29 protein-coding genes are annotated in these 20,772 nt (G+C 61.1%); 25 read left to right on the top strand and 4 right to left on the bottom strand.

Going from position 1 to position 20,772, the window contains the following annotated elements; genetic code table 11:
• Nucleotides 1-9: 9 nt before the first annotated feature.
• Nucleotides 10-636, bottom strand: a complete 627-nt coding sequence (locus AC1DLV_RS28420; protein WP_476803377.1) for a hypothetical protein — start codon at nucleotides 634-636, stop codon at nucleotides 10-12.
• 177 nt (nucleotides 637-813) lie between these two features.
• On the opposite strand from AC1DLV_RS28420, the gene AC1DLV_RS28415 reads away from it, so the two are divergent.
• Genes AC1DLV_RS28415 through AC1DLV_RS28340 form a run of 16 tightly spaced genes read left to right on the top strand, consistent with a single transcriptional unit; the run spans nucleotide 814 to nucleotide 11,679 of the window.
• Nucleotides 814-1,311 carry a terminase small subunit gene (locus tag AC1DLV_RS28415; RefSeq protein ID WP_476836316.1) on the top strand — a complete coding sequence of 166 codons (498 nt, stop codon included), beginning with the start codon at nucleotides 814-816 and terminating at the stop codon, nucleotides 1,309-1,311.
• The gene (locus AC1DLV_RS28410) at nucleotides 1,214-2,857 is read left to right on the top strand and encodes a terminase large subunit (protein ID WP_476836315.1); all 1,644 of its coding nucleotides are present in this window, start codon (nucleotides 1,214-1,216) and stop codon (nucleotides 2,855-2,857) included. Before AC1DLV_RS28415 ends, AC1DLV_RS28410 begins: the two co-directional genes overlap by 98 nt.
• The gene (locus tag AC1DLV_RS28405) at nucleotides 2,854-4,236 is read left to right on the top strand and encodes an anti-CBASS protein Acb1 family protein (protein WP_476803374.1); all 1,383 of its coding nucleotides are present in this window, start codon (nucleotides 2,854-2,856) and stop codon (nucleotides 4,234-4,236) included. Before AC1DLV_RS28410 ends, AC1DLV_RS28405 begins: the two co-directional genes overlap by 4 nt.
• 32 nt (nucleotides 4,237-4,268) lie before the next feature.
• Nucleotides 4,269-5,378, top strand: coding sequence for a hypothetical protein (locus tag AC1DLV_RS28400; protein WP_476803373.1), 1,110 nt, complete (start codon nucleotides 4,269-4,271; stop codon nucleotides 5,376-5,378).
• A 4-nt stretch (nucleotides 5,379-5,382) separates the two neighbouring features.
• On the top strand, nucleotides 5,383-5,832 hold the full coding sequence (locus tag AC1DLV_RS28395) for a hypothetical protein (RefSeq protein ID WP_476803372.1): 450 nt from the start codon (nucleotides 5,383-5,385) through the stop codon (nucleotides 5,830-5,832).
• Nucleotides 5,833-5,844: 12 nt separating this feature from the next.
• On the top strand, nucleotides 5,845-6,885 hold the full coding sequence (locus AC1DLV_RS28390) for a major capsid protein (RefSeq protein WP_476803371.1): 1,041 nt from the start codon (nucleotides 5,845-5,847) through the stop codon (nucleotides 6,883-6,885).
• A gap of 52 nt (nucleotides 6,886-6,937) precedes the next feature.
• A complete protein-coding gene (locus tag AC1DLV_RS28385) occupies nucleotides 6,938-7,261 on the top strand; it encodes a hypothetical protein (protein WP_476803370.1) in 324 nt (107 codons plus the stop codon).
• A 6-nt stretch (nucleotides 7,262-7,267) separates the two neighbouring features.
• Complete coding sequence (locus tag AC1DLV_RS28380; protein ID WP_476803369.1) at nucleotides 7,268-7,783, top strand: DnaT-like ssDNA-binding protein; 516 nt, start codon at nucleotides 7,268-7,270, stop codon at nucleotides 7,781-7,783.
• Complete coding sequence (locus tag AC1DLV_RS28375; protein WP_476803368.1) at nucleotides 7,780-8,145, top strand: hypothetical protein; 366 nt, start codon at nucleotides 7,780-7,782, stop codon at nucleotides 8,143-8,145. Before AC1DLV_RS28380 ends, AC1DLV_RS28375 begins: the two co-directional genes overlap by 4 nt.
• Before the next feature lie 9 nt (nucleotides 8,146-8,154).
• Nucleotides 8,155-8,514 (top strand): hypothetical protein, encoded by a 360-nt coding sequence (locus tag AC1DLV_RS28370; RefSeq protein ID WP_476803367.1) that lies wholly within the window; start codon nucleotides 8,155-8,157, stop codon nucleotides 8,512-8,514.
• Nucleotides 8,515-8,529: 15 nt separating this feature from the next.
• Entirely contained in the window at nucleotides 8,530-9,474 is a 945-nt protein-coding gene (locus tag AC1DLV_RS28365) for a hypothetical protein (RefSeq protein ID WP_476803366.1), read from the top strand.
• On the top strand, nucleotides 9,475-9,747 hold the full coding sequence (locus AC1DLV_RS28360) for a phage fiber-tail adaptor protein (protein WP_476803365.1): 273 nt from the start codon (nucleotides 9,475-9,477) through the stop codon (nucleotides 9,745-9,747). It abuts the gene before it with no gap.
• 27 nt (nucleotides 9,748-9,774) lie between these two features.
• On the top strand, nucleotides 9,775-9,960 hold the full coding sequence (locus AC1DLV_RS28355; protein WP_476803364.1) for a hypothetical protein: 186 nt from the start codon (nucleotides 9,775-9,777) through the stop codon (nucleotides 9,958-9,960).
• A gap of 13 nt (nucleotides 9,961-9,973) precedes the next feature.
• Complete coding sequence (locus AC1DLV_RS28350; RefSeq protein ID WP_476803363.1) at nucleotides 9,974-10,165, top strand: hypothetical protein; 192 nt, start codon at nucleotides 9,974-9,976, stop codon at nucleotides 10,163-10,165.
• A 3-nt stretch (nucleotides 10,166-10,168) separates the two neighbouring features.
• Nucleotides 10,169-11,227, top strand: coding sequence for a phage minor head protein (locus tag AC1DLV_RS28345; RefSeq protein ID WP_476803362.1), 1,059 nt, complete (start codon nucleotides 10,169-10,171; stop codon nucleotides 11,225-11,227).
• Nucleotides 11,227-11,679, top strand: coding sequence for an HK97 gp10 family phage protein (locus AC1DLV_RS28340; RefSeq protein ID WP_476803361.1), 453 nt, complete (start codon nucleotides 11,227-11,229; stop codon nucleotides 11,677-11,679). Before AC1DLV_RS28345 ends, AC1DLV_RS28340 begins: the two co-directional genes overlap by 1 nt.
• Here AC1DLV_RS28340 and AC1DLV_RS28335 read toward each other — a convergent pair.
• On the bottom strand, nucleotides 11,657-11,872 hold the full coding sequence (locus AC1DLV_RS28335) for a hypothetical protein (protein WP_476803360.1): 216 nt from the start codon (nucleotides 11,870-11,872) through the stop codon (nucleotides 11,657-11,659). The genes AC1DLV_RS28340 and AC1DLV_RS28335 overlap by 23 nt on opposite strands.
• 17 nt (nucleotides 11,873-11,889) lie before the next feature.
• On the opposite strand from AC1DLV_RS28335, the gene AC1DLV_RS28330 reads away from it, so the two are divergent.
• From AC1DLV_RS28330 to AC1DLV_RS28315, 4 genes are all read left to right on the top strand, one after another.
• Complete coding sequence (locus AC1DLV_RS28330; RefSeq protein WP_476803359.1) at nucleotides 11,890-12,309, top strand: DUF4128 domain-containing protein; 420 nt, start codon at nucleotides 11,890-11,892, stop codon at nucleotides 12,307-12,309.
• Between the two features lie 52 nt (nucleotides 12,310-12,361).
• Nucleotides 12,362-13,093, top strand: coding sequence for a hypothetical protein (locus tag AC1DLV_RS28325; protein ID WP_476803358.1), 732 nt, complete (start codon nucleotides 12,362-12,364; stop codon nucleotides 13,091-13,093).
• An 11-nt stretch (nucleotides 13,094-13,104) separates the two neighbouring features.
• Nucleotides 13,105-13,461, top strand: coding sequence for a hypothetical protein (locus tag AC1DLV_RS28320; RefSeq protein WP_476803357.1), 357 nt, complete (start codon nucleotides 13,105-13,107; stop codon nucleotides 13,459-13,461).
• 83 nt (nucleotides 13,462-13,544) lie between these two features.
• Nucleotides 13,545-13,700 (top strand): hypothetical protein, encoded by a 156-nt coding sequence (locus AC1DLV_RS28315; RefSeq protein ID WP_476803356.1) that lies wholly within the window; start codon nucleotides 13,545-13,547, stop codon nucleotides 13,698-13,700.
• A 12-nt stretch (nucleotides 13,701-13,712) separates the two neighbouring features.
• Here the strand turns inward: AC1DLV_RS28315 and AC1DLV_RS28310 are convergent, their stop codons facing one another.
• Complete coding sequence (locus AC1DLV_RS28310) at nucleotides 13,713-14,036, bottom strand: hypothetical protein (protein ID WP_476803355.1); 324 nt, start codon at nucleotides 14,034-14,036, stop codon at nucleotides 13,713-13,715.
• Between the two features lie 55 nt (nucleotides 14,037-14,091).
• Here AC1DLV_RS28310 and AC1DLV_RS28305 point away from each other — a divergent pair, with 55 nt between their 5' ends.
• The gene (locus AC1DLV_RS28305; protein WP_476836314.1) at nucleotides 14,092-17,031 is read left to right on the top strand and encodes a coiled-coil domain-containing protein; all 2,940 of its coding nucleotides are present in this window, start codon (nucleotides 14,092-14,094) and stop codon (nucleotides 17,029-17,031) included.
• Between the two features lie 14 nt (nucleotides 17,032-17,045).
• Here the strand turns inward: AC1DLV_RS28305 and AC1DLV_RS28300 are convergent, their stop codons facing one another.
• The gene (locus tag AC1DLV_RS28300; RefSeq protein WP_476803640.1) at nucleotides 17,046-17,513 is read right to left on the bottom strand and encodes a hypothetical protein; all 468 of its coding nucleotides are present in this window, start codon (nucleotides 17,511-17,513) and stop codon (nucleotides 17,046-17,048) included.
• Between the two features lie 73 nt (nucleotides 17,514-17,586).
• Here AC1DLV_RS28300 and AC1DLV_RS28295 point away from each other — a divergent pair, with 73 nt between their 5' ends.
• From AC1DLV_RS28295 to AC1DLV_RS28280, 4 genes are all read left to right on the top strand, one after another.
• Nucleotides 17,587-17,964: a hypothetical protein gene (locus AC1DLV_RS28295; RefSeq protein WP_476803641.1), complete on the top strand. Its 378-nt coding sequence runs from the start codon at nucleotides 17,587-17,589 to the stop codon at nucleotides 17,962-17,964.
• Nucleotides 17,961-18,464 carry a DUF1833 family protein gene (locus tag AC1DLV_RS28290; protein WP_476803642.1) on the top strand — a complete coding sequence of 168 codons (504 nt, stop codon included), beginning with the start codon at nucleotides 17,961-17,963 and terminating at the stop codon, nucleotides 18,462-18,464. The genes AC1DLV_RS28295 and AC1DLV_RS28290 overlap by 4 nt, the downstream gene beginning before the upstream one ends.
• Before the next feature lie 4 nt (nucleotides 18,465-18,468).
• Complete coding sequence (locus AC1DLV_RS28285; RefSeq protein ID WP_476803643.1) at nucleotides 18,469-18,870, top strand: NlpC/P60 family protein; 402 nt, start codon at nucleotides 18,469-18,471, stop codon at nucleotides 18,868-18,870.
• Nucleotides 18,867-20,772, top strand: a 1,906-nt coding sequence (locus tag AC1DLV_RS28280; RefSeq protein ID WP_476836313.1) for a host specificity factor TipJ family phage tail protein, incomplete at its 3' end; no start/stop codon positions are given. The genes AC1DLV_RS28285 and AC1DLV_RS28280, both read left to right, overlap by 4 nt.

The following is a 20,772-nucleotide window of genomic DNA, read 5'->3' as shown; positions in this document are numbered from 1 at the left end:
GGGCACCCATTAAACGGGCGGGGTGGCGCTCAGAACCGCTGCCTTGGCAGGATTTTCCAATCTGTGAAACGTCCGAAGATTGGCAGTTGGCCTTCGAAACCGTTTTGGGTGTTTTTGGTCAACATAAAACAAAAACTGTGTTTCATGGTCATGGTTGTAAATGGTGCAGTAGACGAGCGTGCCACTGATGACGAGCAAGTCGTCGGGTTCCACGTCACCCTGAATGAACCTGGCTACGATGTCCGAATGCTCCACGTCTAGCGCGACAGTTGGCGCTTCCCCGGGACCAATCCGAGACCAAGTTTTCAGTCCAGAATTATCAAAGTTGGCGCCTGTAGATACGGCTCCGGGTTTGAGCAGTTGCGCCTTCGCGGATATCGAAAAATGAGTGGCTGGCGTGAGCCCCGAGTTTTTGCACGTTGCGACCATTGCGGACACGGTGCCGTATTCCAAACTCTCAACGTAGGCGTAGGCCTGGTTCTGAATTTCGCTGTTGGTGCGACTGTCCTTTAGCGCACGCGCGGTTTGCGCGAGAGAAACGAAAAGGCCAATAAGCGCCCCGATGCTCAGTACGATACTGGCAACCGTCGTCCAAAACATCGCTTTTGCCCAATATGCCATGGTCTGCTGGGCCATGAGGTCTAGTTCGGCCCGCACGTCGTCTCGGCTCTCTTGAGCCAATCTTAGGGTTGCAACTAACCCTTCATTTATTGGCGTAGACCCTAGCGCTGCTCCGCCAAGGCAAAAGAAAATGAAGACGAGAAATATCGCGCGCACTGGCCCCCGCATACCTTTGAACCCCGATCAAACCCCATGTCAGGTAAAGCACCAATGGCGCTGACCGACAAGCAGCAGCGCTTTGTCGCCGAATACCTCGTCGATCTGAACGCTACCCAGGCAGCGATACGCGCGGGGTATAGCGCCAAGACGGCTCGACAGGTCGCCTCCGAGAACTTGTCAAAACCTGACATCGCCGAAGCGATTGCAAAAGCTCAGGGCAAGATCGCCAAAAAGGTCGAAGTCACAGTCGAGAGCCTTGCGGGCGAGCTCGAAGAAGCTCGATCGCTGGCACTCAAGGAAAAGCAATCCGGCGCTGCAGTCTCTGCCACCATGGGCAAGGCCAAGCTGTTTGGGCTCGGCGTCGAGCATAAGCGGCTGAGCGGAACCGTGCAGGTGGTGACCATCACCGCAAAGGATTTGGACGGCCTCACAGATGACGAGCTTAGCGCTCTTGAGCGGGCCTATCCCGTCCTTAGAAAACTCGGGCTTTTCGGAAGCGCTATCGGCGCAACGGCAGAAGCGGGAGATTGAACGGCAGGCCGGTGGGTGGGAACTGGAGCGCAAGCGTTGCGCCGACGATATCCTCTACTGGTTCGACAAGTGGGTCTACACCTACGATCCGCGCCTTGTCGGGCAGAAGGACGCCGACGGCAACCGCAAGAGCCCGTATGTCCAGTTTAAGCTCTGGCCGAAACAGCGTGAGGTCATCCTCTGGCTGCGCGATCGGCTCGACGCGCTGGAAGAAGGGCTAATTGAGAAGAGCCGAGACACCGGTGCCACCTATCTCACCGCCGGCTTCGCGCTTCACCAATGGCTGTTCTCGCCAGGCTTCAAGGCGACGTTCGGCAGTCGCAAGGTCGATTACGTCGACAAGAAGGACAACCCCGATAGCATCTTTGCGAAAATCCGCATCATGCTGTCGCGTCTGCCGGTCGAGATGCTGCCTCCTGGCTTCGCTTGGGCGCAGCACGACAATTACATGCGCATCGTCAACCCGGCGACCGGATCGGTCATATCGGGTGAGGGCGGTGAGGACATGGGCCGCGGTGGCCGCTCTTCGCTCTATGTGGTCGATGAGGCGGCTTTCGTCCCCAACGCTGAGACGGTCGAAAAGGCGCTGTCTGGCAATACCGACTGCGTGATCTGGGTTTCGTCGGTCAATGGCATGGGCAACCTGTTCGCCCGCAAGCGCCATTCGATCATGAAGCCGCATCAGATAGCGCGGCTGCACTGGCGGGATGATCCTCGCAAGACGGACGCATGGGCGGAGGCGAAACAGGCCAGCTTCTCGGACCCGACGACATGGGCCAGTGAATACGACATCGATTACTCGGCTTCGGTCGAGGGCATCTGCATCCCGGCCCTATGGGTGGAGAGCGCGAAAAGGCTTCTCGAAATCGAGCCAAGGGTCAGGCCTTCAAACGAAGTGGTGCTCGGCGGTGACGTTGGCGCCGGCAAGGCGAAGTCGGTCGTTATCCCAAGGCGTGGCCCAGTTGTGGAGCCGCCGCGAAGCCGTGGCGACCCAGACACGACCGAAACCGCGCACTGGATGCTGGATATTGCCCGAGAGACAGAGGCGAGCCGGCTGAACTTCGATGCACCAGGCGTTGGCGCCGGTGTTTCGTCCACTTTGATGAAGAACCCGGTTGAAGGCCTCACTGCCGTTCCGGTGAATACGGGCCTGCCACCTTCCGAGAGGAAATGGCCAGACGGTCGGACGTCGGAAGAGATGTTCGGCAATCTAAAGGCTGAAGTCTGGTGGCTCAGCCGCACGTCCCTGCAGCGCACGCACGAACATGTGCTGTGGTTGCTCGGTAAGGGCGGCAAGGAACACCCGGTTACCGATCTGATGGCCCTGCCATCCGGCGACAAGGACAGCGACCAGCTTTGCTTGGAACTCTCCCTGGTGAAGTGGGGGCGCAACGATCGCGGCAAGATCGTCATCGAGCGCAAAGAAGAACTGAAGCGCCGCGGCATCAGCAGCCCAGACTATGCGGACGCACTGATGCTCACCAACGTTGACCCGCCCGATGCGCCGGCCGTGGCGATGTTCCTGATGAAAAGGCACCGGACATGAACCGATTGACCATGCTGGCCAACGCGGTCACCCGTCGCCTGGACACGATGTTCCCTGGCCATTTCGCTGAGGTGAAGCACAACCATTACAAGGATTTCGGCTATCCCGCTGACCTGACGTTCAAACTGCTGTTCGACATGTATCTGCGCAACGGCGTGGCGCATGCCGGCGTGGACAAGACCATCCTCAAGACCTGGCAGGACATGCCGTTTCTCCTCGAAAAGGAGCGGGATGGTAGCGAGGGCAAGGAGAAGAAGGAAACCGAACTCGAAAAGGCCATCAGGGAGCGCTTCGGCGACCTGCGTCTGTGGCAGCACCTTGCCGAGGCTGACCGTCGCTCACTGGTCGGCGCCTACTCGGGTGTGATCCTTCGCCTGGCCGACAGCAAGCGGTTCATTGAACCCGTCGACAAGGTGCCCGGCGGCCTTGATGGCCTGGTCGAGGTTATCCCTGCGTGGGAAGGGCAGCTTGCCGTCTCCGAGTGGGATACCGACGAAACCTCAGAGAATTACGGGCATCCCAAGATGTTCCAGTTCAACGAGGCCGCCGTCGACAGGGTCAAGACACAGCCGCGCTCATTCAACGTCCACCCCGACCGGGTGGTTGTCTGGTCGAAGGACGGAACGGTCCACGGCCGCTCCATGCTTGAACCGGGCTACAACGATCTGGTCACGCTGGAGAAAATCAGCGGTGCCGGCGGTGAGGGGTTCTGGAAGAACGCCAAGTCTGCCCCGGTGCTTCAGGTCGACAAAGAAGCCCGTATCGAGGACATGGCGAAGGCCATGGGCGTTTCGGTCGCCGATATCGCCGACAAGATGGACGAGCAGGTTGCCGACTGGCAGCGGGGTTTCGATCAGCTTCTCATGTTGCAGGGCATGGAGGCGAAGACGCTCGGAATCACCCTGCCGTCGCCGGAACACTTCTTCGCCATCGCGCTTCAGTCGTTCGCTGCGTCCATTCCCATCCCGATGAAGATCCTTGTCGGGTCTCAGACCGGCGAGAGGGCAAGTACCGAAGACGCCCAGGAGTGGGCTCAGACCAACATGTCGCGCCGCAATAACGTGGTGATCCCGAACGTCATGAAGCTGGTCAATAGGCTGGAGCGTGTCGGCATCCTGCCTGAAAAGGACTGGCACCTGGATTGGAGCGACCTGACCGAAAGCTCGATGTCGGAGAAGATCGACCGAGCCAACAAGATGGCCGACACCAATCAGAAGATGAAGGACAGCGGCGAGATCGTGTTCACGCACGAAGAAATCCGCGCCGCCGTCGACATGGAACCGTTGTCCGAAGCCGACAAGTATCGGGACGAGCCCGATGACGACACAGGCGCTGCGATGACGCCGCCCGCCAAAGAGCCGGCCAAAGCCGCCGCATAACCGGAGACAGACCAGTGCCAAAGCAGGTCCGAGTGAACATTCGCTCGGTCGCGAACGTTGCTGCCGTGCGCAAAGAGAAGCGCAATGGCCGTGATGTCGTGATCGTGCCCAGCGCCACGCTGCCCGATGATGTCGTCATGAACGGCATCCGCTACCCCGCCGACGAAATCCAGAAGTCGTTTGCGGGGCTGAATCGCACGCCGGCTCCCTTGGGTCATCCCAAGATCAACGGCAAGTTCGTCTCCGCCCGCGACCCGGAAGGCATCAACCTCGGATATATCGGGGCTTGGAACGAAGCTGCCCGGCAGGAAGGTGGCCGCGTCCTTCTGGACAAGGTGATTGATGTCGAGGTCGCCAACCGCTCCGAAGGCGGCAAGGCGGTTCTGGCGGCTATCGAGGCAGGCGGCCCAATCCACACCAGCACGGGCTTGCTCTGCAATCTGGAGGCGGTCGCAAACGCCGCCGACCACAAGTTCCTCGCCAAGAACATCGTCTGGGACCACGACGCGATCCTGCTGAACGAAGCAGGTGCCGCCACCCCTGAGCAGGGCGTGGGCATGCTGGTGAACGCGGCCGGCGAATCCGAAGACATCGAAGTCATCAACTCCGCCCTGAGCGATGTTGATCAAGAGATCGATTGGGCGGGCACACGCCTGGTCGAAGCTCTGAGGCGCAAGGAAAGCCTTGGCGTCTGGGGCAAAATGAAGTCCGCGATCATCGAAGCCATTGGCTCCGGGCGGGAACCCACTCTCAACGAAAAGGAAGACGATATGACTGTCTCGAAAGAACAGTTTGATGCGCTTTCCGCTGAGGTCAAAACCCTCTCGGAAGCGTTGAAGCCGGAAACGCTGGCAACGGCGATCGGCAACGCGGTGACGGGTGCGCTCAAGCCCGTGCTTGATGCCCAGGCCGAGATGGTCGCCAACCAGAAGGCCAAGGACGACGCCGAACACGCCGAGCTCGTTACCAAGGTGGTCAAGGCCAACCTGCTGGACGAGGCGACGGCCAAGGCTACCCCGCTCAACACTCTGCGGGTCCTGGCACCCAAGGGCGAGGCCGGCAAGGCCGCACCGCTCAACGGCGCCTTCAATGCTGCTGGCGGCGACAAGCCCGCCTTCAAGCTTCCCAAGGCGGAGGGCTAATCACATGGCTCGCTACAACAAGATCTACGCCGGCCCTGTCGGCGAAGTGGCTCCGCAGGTTGCCGAACGCATCTGTGCCGCCGCTGTCACCCCCGGAACCGCGCTCATCGACTCCGGCGCCAACTTCGCTGTTGCCGGCGCGACAACCAACGCCAAAGTCTACATCGCCCAGGACAACTATCTCGCCCTCAAGGGTGTGGATGATGCCTGGCCGGCCGGTGACCGCGTGATCGGCATGGAAATGCTCGATGAGCAGTTCTTCAATGTCCGTGTCCCGACGGCCACCAACGTTGCGCGCGGCGCGGGCCTCACGACCAACGCGACGGGCCGCTTCGTCATCGCCACCACCGGCCAGCGCATTATTGCGACTGCCGAGGAGGCCTACAACAACACCTCTGGGTCCGACCAGTTGGTCCGCGTGCGCGCGGCCAAGGGTCACCTGGCTGCTGCCTAAGGAGATCAGGCTATGCGCTACTTTGACGAACAGCTCGTCGCCAACTCCCGCCCGCACGCGGCGTGGTGGGGCGAGGTTTCCGCCAACCGCGAATGGTGGCACCACGTCGAGAACCAGCTTGCGCAGGTGAGCAACGCCGCTGCGGTGCTGCCCCGTGACGCTTGGCTCGAACTCGACGGCATCACCCGCCGCGTCATGCGCGCCGACGAAGGTCAAGCATGGATGGCGGACCTGATGCCGCTGGCCAAGCCGGTCAACATCGGCAAGCTCGTCCACCTGAACCGCGTGTCTTCGGACGCCGGCTCGGTGACGCGTTCGATGTCCGGTCAGGTCCCGGTTGGCATGGACAAGGTGGTCTATGACTACCGTGGGACGCCGGTGCCGATCTTCTCGACCGCCTATGGCCGTGAATGGCGCGAGTGGAACACCCTGCAGTCCGAGAACTTCGATGCTCTCGCCGACGACCAGGAAGCCCACACCGCCAAGATCAAGCGCGACCAGGCTCTCTATGTGCTGAACGGCGATGCCTCCATCGTGTTCCAGGGCTATCAGGCCTACGGCATCAAGACCCATCCGATGTCCAAGGCGATCAACCTTGGCGCCAGCGGTGGCGGTGCGAACATCAATCTGACCACGGCGACCGCCGACCAGATCGACGCGTTCTTCTCCGGTCCGTTCGGCGCGATGCTCGATGCCAACCTGATCACGGGTAAGGTGAACCTCTACATCTCGCCCGAGATCGCCCGCGCATGGGACAAGGCGTATTCGGCCGCCGCCGGCTTCAAACCGGGCACGATCATGGAGTTCGTGGCGAAGAACCGCCGCATCAACAAGATCGCGGTTTCGTTCGAACTCACCGGCAACGAGTTCTTCGGCTTTGTGCCGAGCGCCGATTACATCCGCCCGCTGATCGGCATGGCGGTGAACACCACGGCGATGACCCGCCTCAACCCGACGGACAACTACCAGTTCCTCGAAATGGGCGCGCTCGGCATCGACATCCGCGGCGACTTCAACTCGAAGTCCGGCGTGTTCTACTCCACCAACGTCTGATCGGCTGGCCTCGCCTTCGGGCGGGGCCTTTCCCCTTTGAAAGGAGCGCGAGATGCGCATTCAGATTACCGCCCCAGGCATCTTTGGGGCAGATGGCGAAATCCCGGTCGGCACCGAGTTCACGCTTGATGAAGAGCCGGTCGCTTGGGCAGGGCGCTATGTCGTCTTGTCGACCGGAAAGGGCAAGACTGCGGTCACCAACCCGAAGGCGGAAGGCGGCGACAGCCCCAAGACCGCCGCCGAAGTGCTGGCGTTGGTCGACGGCAACTTCATGGCCTTCAAGTCGGCCGCAAAGAAGCTGCTCGGCGACAAGACGCCTGACAGCAAGGCCGAGATCATCGCCGCCCTCGAAGACCTCGCAACGAAGCCTGAGTAAGCGACAATGGCCGGCTATGGTGACGATACCGCCTTTGAGGCTTGGCTGGACGAGAATGGCCATGCCCTGCCTGTAGGTGCGCCAGAGCCGGCCGTTCTGCGCCAGAGGGGCAGTGCTTACGTCGACGCCACCTATGGGGCTCGGTTCAAAGGCCAGCCGGCGGGCGGGTATGCTCAAGAACGGGCATGGCCACGTGCTGGGGCTTTGGTGGGCGGGTCTGTTGTCCCTTCCGACGTTATCCCTGTCGCTGTGATCCACGCTTCATTCGAAGCTGCACTGCAGGCCGCCATTGACCCGAACAGCCTTTCCAGCGTCGGGGCCGCATCAGGCATCGTCAAGCGCGAGCGCGTCGAAGGTGCGGTTGAGGTGGAATACCAGGATGCGGCCAAGGCCCAGAACGGCCCATACGATCCATTCGCGCCATCGCCCCAGACCCCGCTCATTACGACGGTTGACGGGATGCTTGCTCCCTACCTCGTCTTGCCGGTTTATGGCCTTGGCATCTGGTCGGTTGGACAATGACCGGCTTCGACTATGGCCGCATGCAGGGCACGGCAACCCGGCTGATGAAGCGGTTCAAGCAAGGCGTCGTCTCGCTGAAGCGCCCCACCACAGCGCCGGGCCCCAATCCATGGGAGCCAGGTGGGGTGGAGACAACCACGACCTATCCGCTCGACGCCACGGTCAAGCGCCTGCACCAGCGCTACGAGAACGGCGTCCTGATCGTCCAGACCGGCGACATGGTGACGTTCGCCGTGCCAGAGGTCGAGCCGGTCATCACCGACATGCTGATCATCGACGGCGCCGAGCGCGTCATCACCAATCTGACGCCAATCCCGCCCGCAGGAACTGTCGTGGCGTGGAAGGCGTGGTGTGCAGCTTAGGAGAAATCCATGCCAGTCACTTACGCCGCCTCCACGAAGACAGCCCGCATGACGGCGACCCGCGATGAGGTTGCCAATGGGACGCTGGAAATCCTCACCGTAGCAAACGCTGTGCTGGCGACGTTCGGGCTGGACGCGGCTGGCGGCACGATAGCCGGCGCTGTCTGGACGCTTGTATTCGATGCATCGACCGTAGCGGCCTCGGGAACCGGCACACCAGCCAAGGTGCAGATCAAGACATCTGGTGGTGTGGTGAAAATCACTGGCCTGACTGTGGGCACCACTGGCACGGACATTGTCCTGGATAGCGCGTCGATCACCTCCGGCCAAAATGTGACGCTTTCATCGGCGACCATCACCCACGCCTAAAGGGAGGCCAGACACATGGCCTTCACAGACAATTTCAATAGGGCGAATGAAAACCTTGAGGCGTCGGTAAGCTGGACGCACGACGGGCTTATCGCCGGTGCGTTGGGTATCGTCTCCAACCAACTCCGCTGCACGACGAGCGACGGCGCCGGTTCGGCCTATAAGGCACCCGATCAGGGCTCGGCGGACCACTACGTCCAGTTCACTATCCAGAACGTCAGTGCATCGAGCGGCCCGTTCATTGCATGTCGGCTTGCTGACCGGAACAACTTCGTCGGCATCCGCAACGGCGGCGGGTTTCTCATCGTCTACCGCCGCGTTGCGGGTGCCCTGACGCACCTGTGGGAAGATGCGGTCGTAACCCTTGGGAACACGGTTCGCTTTGAGTGCCAAGGCTCGAACTGGACGGTCAAGGTCAACGGGGTAACGGTCCAGACCGGCGCGATAGGTGACGCCAGCCTGACGAGCACGCGTACCGGTCTTGTCGCCCGCGCAGTCGTCACAGACCCATGGATCGATGATTTCGAAACCGGGCCTCTCGCTGCTCCCGCAGTAACCGGCACGATGGCCGCCGCAGAGAGCGGCAGCGATACGCTAGCGGCATCGGGCCGCGTCTTGGTCCAAGGCGCCCTGGCGACGGCGGAAACCGGCACAGACACGGCATCCGGTGCCGGACGCGTTCTAGTTGCTGGTTTGCTGGCCGCGACCGAAGCAGGAAGCGACAGCGCTGCGATATCCGGCAAGGTGCTGGTGTCTGGCACGCTGGCGGCTGTTGAGACCGGTTCAGACACATTTTCGGGCAGCAGCGTTGAGGTCGTCACGCCTTCCTGGCGTCGGGCTTCGGTATCGGCGGAGAACCGCGTGGCGGCCGTGGCCTCTGAAAGCAGATCGGCCCGGTGCTTGGCGGAGCGACGCACAGCCGCCGTCACGGCAGAAAACAGAACGGCAATGGTGGTTTAGATGGCGCTGTCATGGGACCCGAAGGACCCGGATGAGGTTCTGGACTACCAACTCGTTTGGAGCGACAGGCTGTTATCCGACACGATCAGCTCGTCGACGTGGGTCGTTCCTGACGGGCTGACCGAAGGCACCAACTCCAACACACCCACGACAACAACCGTTTGGCTGTCGGGTGGGACGTTGGGTGAAGCCTATGAGCTGACCAACCGCGTGGTTACAGCGGGCGGTCGCACCATGGATCAAAGCGTGAAACTCAAGATCAAGGCGAAGTAAGCGTTCGTCAAAGCAAAGGAGTGGGCCGTGATCCCTTGGTTCATCGTCAGCATCATCGATTTTATCGCCTGGCGCTTCGGCTATCAGACCTACGTGCAGGCTCAAGGCGGCCCCGGCTGGCACTGTGGCCGCTTCGGCGCCGAGCGCATCTATTTCATCCGGCGAATTCCTGGCGAACCACGGCCTAAGCGCCTGCGTCCGCTGCACCGCTAACGAGGAGACCCAGATGAAGCTCACCATCAAGCAGGTCGAGACGCGGGCCGGCTATGTTCTGGCGCTGTGTGACGAGGCCGGGAACGTGCTGCCGGATCAAATGTCACTGCACATTGATAGTCGGCCCGGAGATATCGTGAAGGCAACGGTCGTCTTTGCTGTTGGTGGCGATGTTGCCATCGTGGATGGCGACCGGAAAGCCTAGCGCATGCCCGTCCGCTCAACCCGCGAAATCGTCGAGGGCCTGCTCGCCACGTATGACGCCAGGCTAAGGGCAGCGTTCCTGTCAGCTGTCGACGACATCCGCAGCGTGATCGTGCTCCGGGTCGTGGTCGAACGCCTCGAAAAGGGAGACGTAAACGGCGCCATCGCTGCGATGCACCTCGACGTGGATGCATTCTCAAAGCTCGAGCTCGCAATAGCAGACGCCTACAATGCGGGCGGCGCGGCCACGGTCGAGAACCTGCCTCGCCTGACTGATCCTGCCGGCAACCGCGTGGTGTTCCGTTTCGGGGTGCGGAACCTGGAAGCGGAGACATGGCTTCGACAGCATTCCTCGGCACTGGTCACGCGTATCGTTGATGATCAGCGCGAAGGGATAAGGACCGCGCTCGAGGAAGGCCTGTCCAAGGGCCTCAACCCACGCGCCACTGCGCTGGATGTCGTCGGGCGGGTCAATCGCGCCACAGGCAAACGGGAAGGGGGCATCATCGGTCTCACGGCACCGCAGGAGCGCTATGTCGCCTCGGCGCGTGAGGAATTGACATCGGGCGACCCGAAACAGATGCGGGCCTTCCTTGACCGCCAACGCCGCGATAAGCGCTTTGACAAGACCATCCTGAAGGCGATCAAGGACGGAAAGCCACTGGACAAGGAGACGGTCAACAGGATCGTCGGCCGCTATTCTGACCGGCTGCTCGACCTTCGCGGCGAAATGCTCGCCCGCACTGAAGCCATGACGGCCCTCGGGAAGAGCCGCGAAGATGCGATCCGCCAGCAAATCGCGGCGGGAAAGATCAGCGCGCAGGACGTCACCAAGATTTGGCACTCGGCCGGCGATAAGCGGGTGAGGCACACCCATGAAGCGCTCGACGGGCAGTCCGCGATGCTAGACGGTTCGTTCCATAGCCCAAGCGGGGCGTTGCTTCGCTTCCCGCACGACCCACAGGCCCCAGCGAGCGAGATCATCGGTTGCCGCTGCTACCTCGAATACAAGGTCGATTTCTTCGCCTCTGTTGTTGAGCGTTACAAGGCTAGGGCCGCTTGATGGCCGGCTTTGCAGCGACCATCGGAGACTGGTGCGAGAAGGTCGAACGGAGCGGCGAGGCGATTTTCAAACAGAGCGTCCAGGAACTGGTTTCTGTTGCGCAGCGCACCCGCAGTGAAGGCGGGCGGATGCGTGTCGACACGGGGTTCATGAGGGCGTCGTTGATGGCTTCAACTGCGTCCATGCCGGCAATCAATCCATCTGCGGTTCCTCCCCCTGGTGCCGCGCCGAATTCGATCCCGTACAATTCCCAGCCGGTCGAAGCCGTGATCATCGGTGCCGAGCTTGGCGGGCCGCCCATCTACTTGGGCTATACCGCGGCATATGCGGGGTTCCGCGAGTACGGGGCCAACAACCAGCCAGCGGATGCATTCGTTCGTACAGCGGCTCAACAGTGGCCTCAGATCGTCGCGGCAAAGGAAGCCGAGCTTAAGAGCCGGCTTGGTCTTTGACACCCGGAACCTGATCGGAACCGGTTTCTGACGCGTAGAGCAAAGCAAGGGCAAGGCCGGAAAGAGCCTGACGGGCGGCTTTCAACGCCGTGTCGGCGCGGATCGTCTCGCCCGGTGCATCACCAAGAGCGCGCCGCGCCTCGGTTAGCAGGTCATGGGCTCGATTATCTGAAAGCGGGTTTTCGTCGGCCATCGGCAAAGGAATAGCACATGGCGGTTTCGACGGAAGTCAAAATCATGAATGCGTTGCTGGCCAGAATGGCGAGCTTCGTTGCAACACCGGCCTTGCCCGTTGCGTACCCCAATGTCAGCTTCTCGCCCCCCGCAGGCGGCAAGTTTCTACGGGTCCAGTTCATCCCAAACGTCACGCAGCGTGTGTTCATCGGGTCACGCGATCCTCATCGGTTCATCGGCCTCCTGCAGGTGTCCGTCTGCTGGCCTTTGAACGTAGGCGAAACGGCCCCGCGCGAGGTTGCTGGGGCGGTGGCGGCGCATTTCCCGTGTGACCTGCGCCTAACCAGTGAGGACGTGAGGGTACGCATCACCAAACGCCCGGATGTTTCCGACCTCTTAGTCGAGGACAGCCGAGTGCAGATCCCGGTCAGCATCGAATGGGAATGCTGGACCTAGCAAATCCCGCCGCTCCGCCCTTCGGCAAGGCATTTCAACATAGGAGGCCGTCATGGCCGATCTCTTTGCCGTAGCTGGCGCAAAAATCTTCATTGGCTCGGCCGCCATGGCCGCGCCCACCGTTGACGTCGTCGTGGCCGACTTCGCCAGCGTGACGTGGACCGAGATCAAAGATTGGACGCAGTGTGGCCCGTTGGGCGACGCCGCCGCCCTGATCACCACCCAGGTCATCAGCCGTGGCCGTGACGTCAAGCAGAAGGGCACCCGCAATTCACCCTCGATGCAGAACGTATTCGCCACCAACTCCAACGATCCTGGCCAGATTGCGCTGATCGCAGCGGAGAAGACCCGCAACAACTACCCGTTCAAGGTCGAATGGGATGATGCACCAGGTGCGCGCTCCTTCGCAGCCACGATCAGCATCGCGGCTCCGGGTGTCGTCACGAAGGTGGCTCACGGCCTCACGGTTGGCTCTGCGGTAAAATTCACCACGACCGGCACTCTGCCGACTGGCCTCACTGCCGGCACGACCTACTATGTCAAGACGGCGCCCGACGCTGACACGTTCACGCTCTCCGCGACGCCCGGCAGCACTGCCATCACGACGACTGGCACCCAGACCGGCACACACACGGCCACTACCGTCCCAAACGGAACCGTGGACTACTTCATCGGCCTCGTCATGTCGGCACAGCAGGCCGGCGGCGGTCCGAATACGGTTCGCAGCCTGAACTCGACCATTGAGGTAAATTCGAACACGGCCACGGGCCAGCCGTCGGTTTAAGGAGCATCTGAATGACCAAAAGCAAAGCAGCACTTGGCATCGGCAACGTCGAAATTGACCTGGACGGGGAGACTGTCACTCTCCGCCCGACCCTACAGGCCGCACAGGCCATTTCCAGGCTGAGCGGCGGCATCTCTGGCGCCGTCCGTGCCGTCGGGCAGTTCGATATCGACACGATCGCATCTGTCGTGTCGCTCGGTCTCGGCGTGTCGGGCAAGGATGCCAAGGACATCCCGGATAGGGTGTTCAACACTGGTCTCGCCGATCTTATCGGCCCGGTCTCCACCTATCTCACCATCCTTGCCAATGGCGGACGCCCGGTTACGTCGGGAGGAGAGGAAGACGAGGACCCTCGCAAAGGCGAATAAGCCACGAGGAATTTTACAACAGGCTGGCCGAGCGCGCTCTCGGCTGGCTTGGGTGGACTGAGGAACAGGCGCTTCGGGCCGACGTGAACGCCATCATCATCGGCTACGAGGGCAAGGTCGATATGTTCTGCGCCATCGGGTACCTCAGCCCGATTGAGCAGCCCGAAGCCCTGCAAGAGCAGGCGCCCCTACCGAAGATGAACCCGAAGCTGTTTCAGGCGATGTTCGGAAGAGGGTGAGTTAGTCGCCTGCTATTGGGATTTTTTTGACCGATCGGAATCGATCGATGGTCTCGCTTGTTCCAAGTAGGTTTGAAGTGCCGCAGTGTCGAAATCGCTTTCCCGCAAGTACCCGTCGACGACACATTTTGAGGTATGAAGAACTCGCCAATCTTGCGTGAACTTCCCAACCTTCATCTCGTCCAGCATCAAATCACAGATTTGCCGCCAGGACCGATACTCTTGCACGCGTTTTTCTTCGACCGATCGTTGATACTCGCTCCAGGCAAAGTAGCCGCCGCCCGCGATAACCACCCCGCACGCAGTCGCGATTAGCCCCTTCAACCAACTGTCCAAATCAGCCTCCCGTTAAGCGGGAAGCTAGCGCACGCCTTTCGCTGGAGCAATCCGTATGACCACTGCCACGCTCGGCTTCGAGATCCGGTCTGACCAAGCGGCCACCGCGAAAGCCAACCTCGATAAGATGACGACGGCGGCCGAACAGGCTGAGGCTGCGCAGAAGCGCCTGGCCGCTTCGTCTGCCGGCTCGAACGCGGGCCTGGCTAAGATTGCGTCGGGTGTTGAGCAGGCCAACGTCATGCTGGCGAAGCTCGTAGCGATCACCGAGGCGAACATCGCGGCATCCACCAAGCTTGGCACTGCCAAGCAGAGCGTGGCCAAAGCCGCCGTGGATGGTGCCCGAGCGTCCGACATGGCTACGGCAGCACTGCGACAGGAGGCGGTTGCCACAGATCAGGTGACCGCAGCGATCCGGCGCCAGAACGAAGCAGAAGCGGCCCATATAGCCAAGGCCAGGGCGCGATCGGTCGCGGGCGTTGATGCGTGGGGGCGAACGACCAACGAGGTCCAGGCCCATGTCGCCGCGAACTCGAATCGTGGCCAACCGATTGCAATCGCCCCAGTAGCCCAGGCACAGGTCGCTCAGGCCGAAGCGGTGACCAAGGCGGCGAGCGCAGGCGCGATGTCGGTACGCACGCTTGCCGCCGGCCTGACGGCGGCGATCATGCCGGTGAGCATTCTGCAGTTCGGGATCTTCGCGCTTGCGAGCGCGGCAACCGAATGGGCCACGTCGATGCTGTCGGGCACCGACAAGACTGAAAAGGCGCTTGAGCGCCACAAGAAGTGGGTTGATGAAATTGCCGCCGCCTACCCGAAAGCGGCAGCGGCGGCCAAAGCTTACGAGGAAGAGGCAAAAAAACTTCCGAACAGCGCGTTGAAAGCCGACACCCTCGAAAAGGAGAAGGCCGACAAAGCCAGGTTGAAGTCACTGATGGGTGATTTGGCCGTCACGCTTGAAGCTAGCAATCTGCTTGGCGCTGTCTCATCGCCCGCTGACAGGGCGGCGTTCTCCCAGTTGGCTGAGCTGATCAAGGAAGGCAAGGCGAACGCAGCGGATATCCAGAAGGCACTTGGCGACATCCGCCTTGATCCCAACACGACCGATGACGCTCGGGACTTTGCTGCATCACTCCAGAAAAGTGCGCTCGACGCCGCTGAGCTTGAAGCAAAGCTGAAAGGCGTGAAAGCCGCGATGCAGGAGATCAGCGGCCAGCGGGGCCCTCTGATCGGCAGCATCGCGGAAAAAGAGCGCAACGACTATCTGGATGATGTGCGCCTTTCCCTTCGCTCGGGGCAGAAGTCGTTTGATGCGGCGGTCATGGGAATTGGAGCCCGTTCTCCGCAGGAAAGAGCTGCTGCGGCTCGCGCCCGTGAGACGGCTAGCCTCGGTGGCGGGATGCCGTCTGAAGTTGCAAACCAGCGGGTAGAACTCGCAGGGCAGCTGGCACTTCTGAACGCCCAACACATGATCGACGAGGCGCAAAAGGAACGCGCCCGCTCGCTCGACCAGTTGATGGCAGGCCAGCAACTTGACATCACCTTGATTGGCAAGACCGCAGGCGAGGCGGCCAAGCTCCGTATGGAGTTCGACCTGATCTCACAGGTTCGCGAAGAAGCCGCGCGAAACGGCATTGCTGCCGATGAAGCCGAGATTGCCAGCATCAGGGAAAAGGTCGCTGAGCTTGGCAAGCTTGTTGATGTGCAGGCCCGCCTTAATCTGAACCGCGACCTCGATTTCGAGCGCTCGCAGTTGTTCTTGAGCCGTGGCGAACAGGCAATCGCTTCGCGCCTTCGCGATACCGGCCTCGGAATGGATTCACCGGAAGCCGGTCAGATGCGTGAGATGCAGCGTATCTCCGATCTGCGCGACGGTGTGCGCGGGTTCTTCGACGATTTCGAGAGCGGCCTTATGCGAGGCGACGATTTCGGCAAGGCGCTCGGAAATGCGGTTCTCAATGCGTTGATGCGCGCTCTCGACACGGTGCTCGACAACGCGCTCACGTCGATCACGAACTCGATTGTAACCAGCGTGTTCGGCGCTAGTGCTGGCAGTGGGAAGGGCGGAAGCGGCGCTGGCATTCTAGGGGATGTCGTTAGCTCTGTTGTGGGTAAAAAGAGCGCATCGAACGACAACTATGCACCGGGCGCGGTCACGCGGTCGCCGCTACCGGATATCGGCAGTGGCTCCTCATACTCGGTCGCCAATGCCACCAGCTTCATCCAGCAGTATGCTTCTGCCATCGGCATTGATCCGAGCACCGCCCTTCGGGTGGCGAAGTCGGAAGGCCTCGGGGCTGGCATCTGGCAGAGCAATGCCCTCAAGAATGGCATCAGGGAGCCGTCCTATGGGCCGCTCCAGCTTTTGAAGGGCGGAGCTGGAACCGGCTATCCAACCGGCCTCGGCAATTCGTTTCAGCGATCAACGGGCCTAGACCCTGCCAATCAGGCGAATTGGCAGCAGGCAACGGCCTTCGGCTTGGATCACGCAAAAACCAACGGCTGGGGTGCATGGTACGGGGCAAAGGCGCAAGGGATCACCGGCTTCGACGGCATCGATCGCAGCGCGTCCAAGGCTGTCGGCGCGCTCGATAGGCTGACCACCGGTTCGACCAAGGCGGTCGGCGGCATCGGCCACCTCGGTCAGGCAGGAGATCAGGCCACAAAGGGACTGTCTTCATTTGCGAGCAATCTGAGCAAGTTCCCTGCTGCGCCTGGTGGCGGCGGTGGGGGCGCAGGGGGGCTCCTTCCGATCGGGCGCGTCGGCTCGTCCGCGCCGATGAGCCTTGGCGGCGGCAATAAGGTCAACATCAACATCAACAACCTGGCTGGCGCTCAGGTGAGTGCTGAAGCCACGGAACAGCCGGACGGCTCGACCTCGATCGATGTTCTTGTCGACCGCGTCGTGGCTGACAAACTCAGTACACGGGGCAGCGCCTCGAACAACACGATGCGCCAGCAGTTCGGCGCGCAGTCAGCCCTGAAGAGGCGGTGAGCTAATGCAGAATGCTAATTTAACGAAGGCGTTTGACTGCCAGTGGGGTCCTGTTGAAGTTGGCCTAGCGCGTGATCGCATGCAGTTCGTATTTTGCCGAGCCCCTCAGCGTCCGCTGCAAGATAGAAATTCAACGTCCGATCGCCAATCGCCTCAAGCTGCAAGGTTAAAATCGCGATCGAAGGATCGGTGATAGATCTCGCAGGAACGATGTCTCGCAGCGGAAGCGCGTGAGCACCGGCAAAGGTCCCATCCGCTTCTTCCATTGGGTTCTTAGCCAGTCGCGTATTTCGCGCCATGCCGCCGAAAGTTGCCAGCCCGGCGATCACCTGGGGGAGCTTGTCATGAGCGATGAACAGGGAGAGGTCATGGTGTTGCGTGCCGTCGAATACGCGAAGAACGATCGAAACATCCTGCCCCTTATTGGCAGAGCCTCCGTTCGAAAAGCCTTCAAGCTGGTAACCTGTAATATCAGTCGTCATGCGCTGTCTCTCCGGTTGCCTTCAAAAAAGAACAAAGCATTGCGCGTCAACCTAGTCGAGTCAGGGGCTGCAAATGGTTGATGTCTGGCCGGCAACACTGCCGCAATACCTACTTGTAGAGGGTTACGCGCAAGGCTCGGCAGATGGCCGCCTGCGCTCCGGGATGGATGCTGGCCCGAAAAAGGTTCGTCGGCGCTCCTCAGCAATGCCCAGACCCCTAAGGGGCCGCATGGACATGAGCGGCGCGCAATTGGACGAACTTGATGCGTTTGTCGGAGATCCGTCGATCGGCAGCGGCGTCCTTATGGGGGGAACGCTTGCGTTCAGATTCCCGGACCCACGCCATGACGGAGCAACATTGCTGGTGCGCTTCGCCGACGACCTGCCTTCGAATGTCAGTCGGGGCCCAGACATCTGGACCGTGTCGCTTGATCTGGAAATCCTGCCATGAGCCGCACGCTATCGCTGACCCTCCGGCGTGCGATGAACGCGCAGGAGACCGGAGAGGTACCCGTCGTGTTGCTGACGATCTCGCACCCGAGTTTCCCAGATATTGCACGTCTGTCGAGTGATCCGACGACGCGCCTCTCAGAAGCACCGCTGAAGTATGGAACGGTCAGTCGTGGCCAAACCTTTATTTTTGCCCCATTTTCGACCGCGCTGCCCGACGATGTCGATCAAAGAGCGCCAACGGCCCGCTTCATGATTGAAAACGTCAGCCGCGATCTCGTCGAGACTATCCGTTCAGTTTCAACTCCGGCCACGGCGTCGATCGAACTGGTACTGGCCTCGTCGCCGGATGACGTCGAGATGGAATTCCCCGCCTTCGATATCCGCAGCGCCAACTACAACGCCAACATCATGACGCTCGAGTTGTCGATCGATGCCCTGACGGACGAACCATATCCCGCAGGCAACTTCGATCCTTCGGCGTTTCCCGGCCTGTTCTGACGCCATGGACCTCAACGAATACATCGGCTTGCCGTGGCTCTGGCGCGGGCGAGATCGCTCGGGTGTCGATTGCTGGGGCTTGTGCGCCCTGATCTTCCGCGAACGCCTTGGCATCGAATTGCCGAGCTTCCGAGACGACTACCAGACCGAGGCAGACGCCGACGCACTGGCCGGGCTCATCGACGGCAACAAAGGGCCGTGGCGTGAGCTCCTGCCTTGCGAGGAACGCAGCGGCGACGCCCTCCTGATGTCCATCGGCGGCAGGCCGCACCACATCGGCGTCATCTCGGTGCCCGGCCTGGTGCTGCACATCGAGCGCGGCACTGGCTCGCTCATCGAAAACTATCATTCCCTGCGGCTACGCCGTCGGGTCCTTGGCTTCTATCGCCACGAAAGCCTCGAATGAACATGATCCCCGCAAAGGCGGCGCTGACGGGCGAAATCCTCGGCGCCTCCGATGACATTCGCGTTGTCGCCGCCCTGCATCCGCTGCAGCACAGCCGTGTCGAACGCCATGTGCCGGCAGGGCTGACGCTGGCCGAAATCGTCGTCCGTATCGCGTCGGAGCCCGACTGTCGCTCTGCGCCGTCCGATTTTCAGGTGTTGATCGATAGCCATCCCGTCGAGCCGCGGCTTTGGCATCGGGTCCGCCCGAAGCCGGGCACAACGGTTTCGATGCGTCCGGTCCCCGAGGGGCCACTCGTCGCGATCTTCGGTGCCATCGGAGCGGCGCTTTCCAGCTTCTCGGCCTTCATCGGCGGCCTCGGCATCTTCGGCAAGATTCTCATGGCCGGCTTGACCATGGGCTTCAAGCTGCTGATGAACGCGCTGTTTGCCCCGCGCAAGCCGGAACTGTCGAAGCCAGAGCCGGGGTTTTCGATAACTGGCTCCCGCAATCAGGCGGCACCGTTTGAGCCCGTCCCGGTCATTCTCGGCCGGCATCGCATCGCGCCGTTCTATGGTGCGCCGCCCTACACCGAACAGGTTGGGGACGAGCAGTATCTTCGACTGCTGTTCGTCTGGGGGTACGGCCCGCTCTCCGTGACCGATATTAAGATCGGTGAGACCCCGCTGTCGTCGTTTGCCGACGTCCAGATCGAAACACGTCACTTCCCGTGGGATGCCCCCCTGACCCTCTACACCAAGCAGGTGGTTGAAGAGCCGCTCAGCGTGGAACTCAAGGGGTCAATAGGCTGGCAATATCGAACGACCGCGGAAAACATCAGCTGGTTGCAGGTCGATATCGTATTCCCAAATGGTCTCATCTACATCGACAACAAGGGCCGCAAGCAAAATTGGACGGCCGTAATCGGATGCGAATACCGCCTTGTAGGCACTGCAACTTGGACGGCGTTCCCTCAGATGGTCGTGACTGCGGCGACGCAAAAGACCTTTCGACGTGGGTTCGGTGGGCCAGTCGCTACAGGCCAGTACGAAGTTCGCGTCGCCAAGCTCAATGGAGAATATCCGGGAGGTGACACCGCAATTGAAGGGGTCGTTTGGACTGCATTGCGCGGGTACCGTCCGGCTCCTCCTATCGCCTTTCCTGACCATCTCTGTGTCTCCGCAATCCGGATCAAGGCGACTTCGCAGCTCAACGGCACCATCGACACCCTCAACGGTATCGTGACGTCGCTCGTGACGTCATACAACGGGGGCACCAACACTTGGATAGCCAACATCGCGTCCCGCAACCCGGCCGATCTGTTCCGCCACGTGTTGCAGGGACCAGCGAACAAGCGACCGGTGGCCGATGCGAAAATCGACCTTGTCGCGCTGCAGAACTGGGCTGTGTACTGCTTTGGCAATAGCTGGACCTTCGACAAGCCGCTGGCCCAGCGCGCATCGGTCTATGACACGTTGTCTGATATCTGTGCAGCCGGCCGAGCAATCCCAGTGTTCAAGGATGGCAGGTGGTCCGTCGTCTGGGATGAGCAGAACACGCCCGTTGTCCAGATGTTCACTCCGCGCAACAGCTGGGGCTTCGAGGCCCAGCATGAATTCCGCGAGTTGCCGCATGCCTGGCGCGTTCGGTTCGTCAACGAAACCAAGGATTGGCAGCAGGACGAGAGGATCGTCTACGACGACGGCTACGGTCCTTGGAACGCGACACGCTTTGAAGGGATCGAGTTTCCCGGTGTCACCCACCCGAACGCGGTCTGGAGGCATGGGCGTTTTCACATCGCGCAACTGAGGCTGAGGCCAGAAACCTACACGATCAACGTCGACTTCGAGAACCTGGTCTGCACGCGTGGCGACCGCGTCCGAGTGGCCCATGACGTCATGCTCATCGGCCTCGCCAGTGGTT

This window comes from Aminobacter sp. 01T433 (assembly GCF_056398585.1).
The sequence above is the reverse complement of the archived record's forward strand: the minus strand, read 5'-3'. Positions and strand labels throughout refer to the sequence as shown.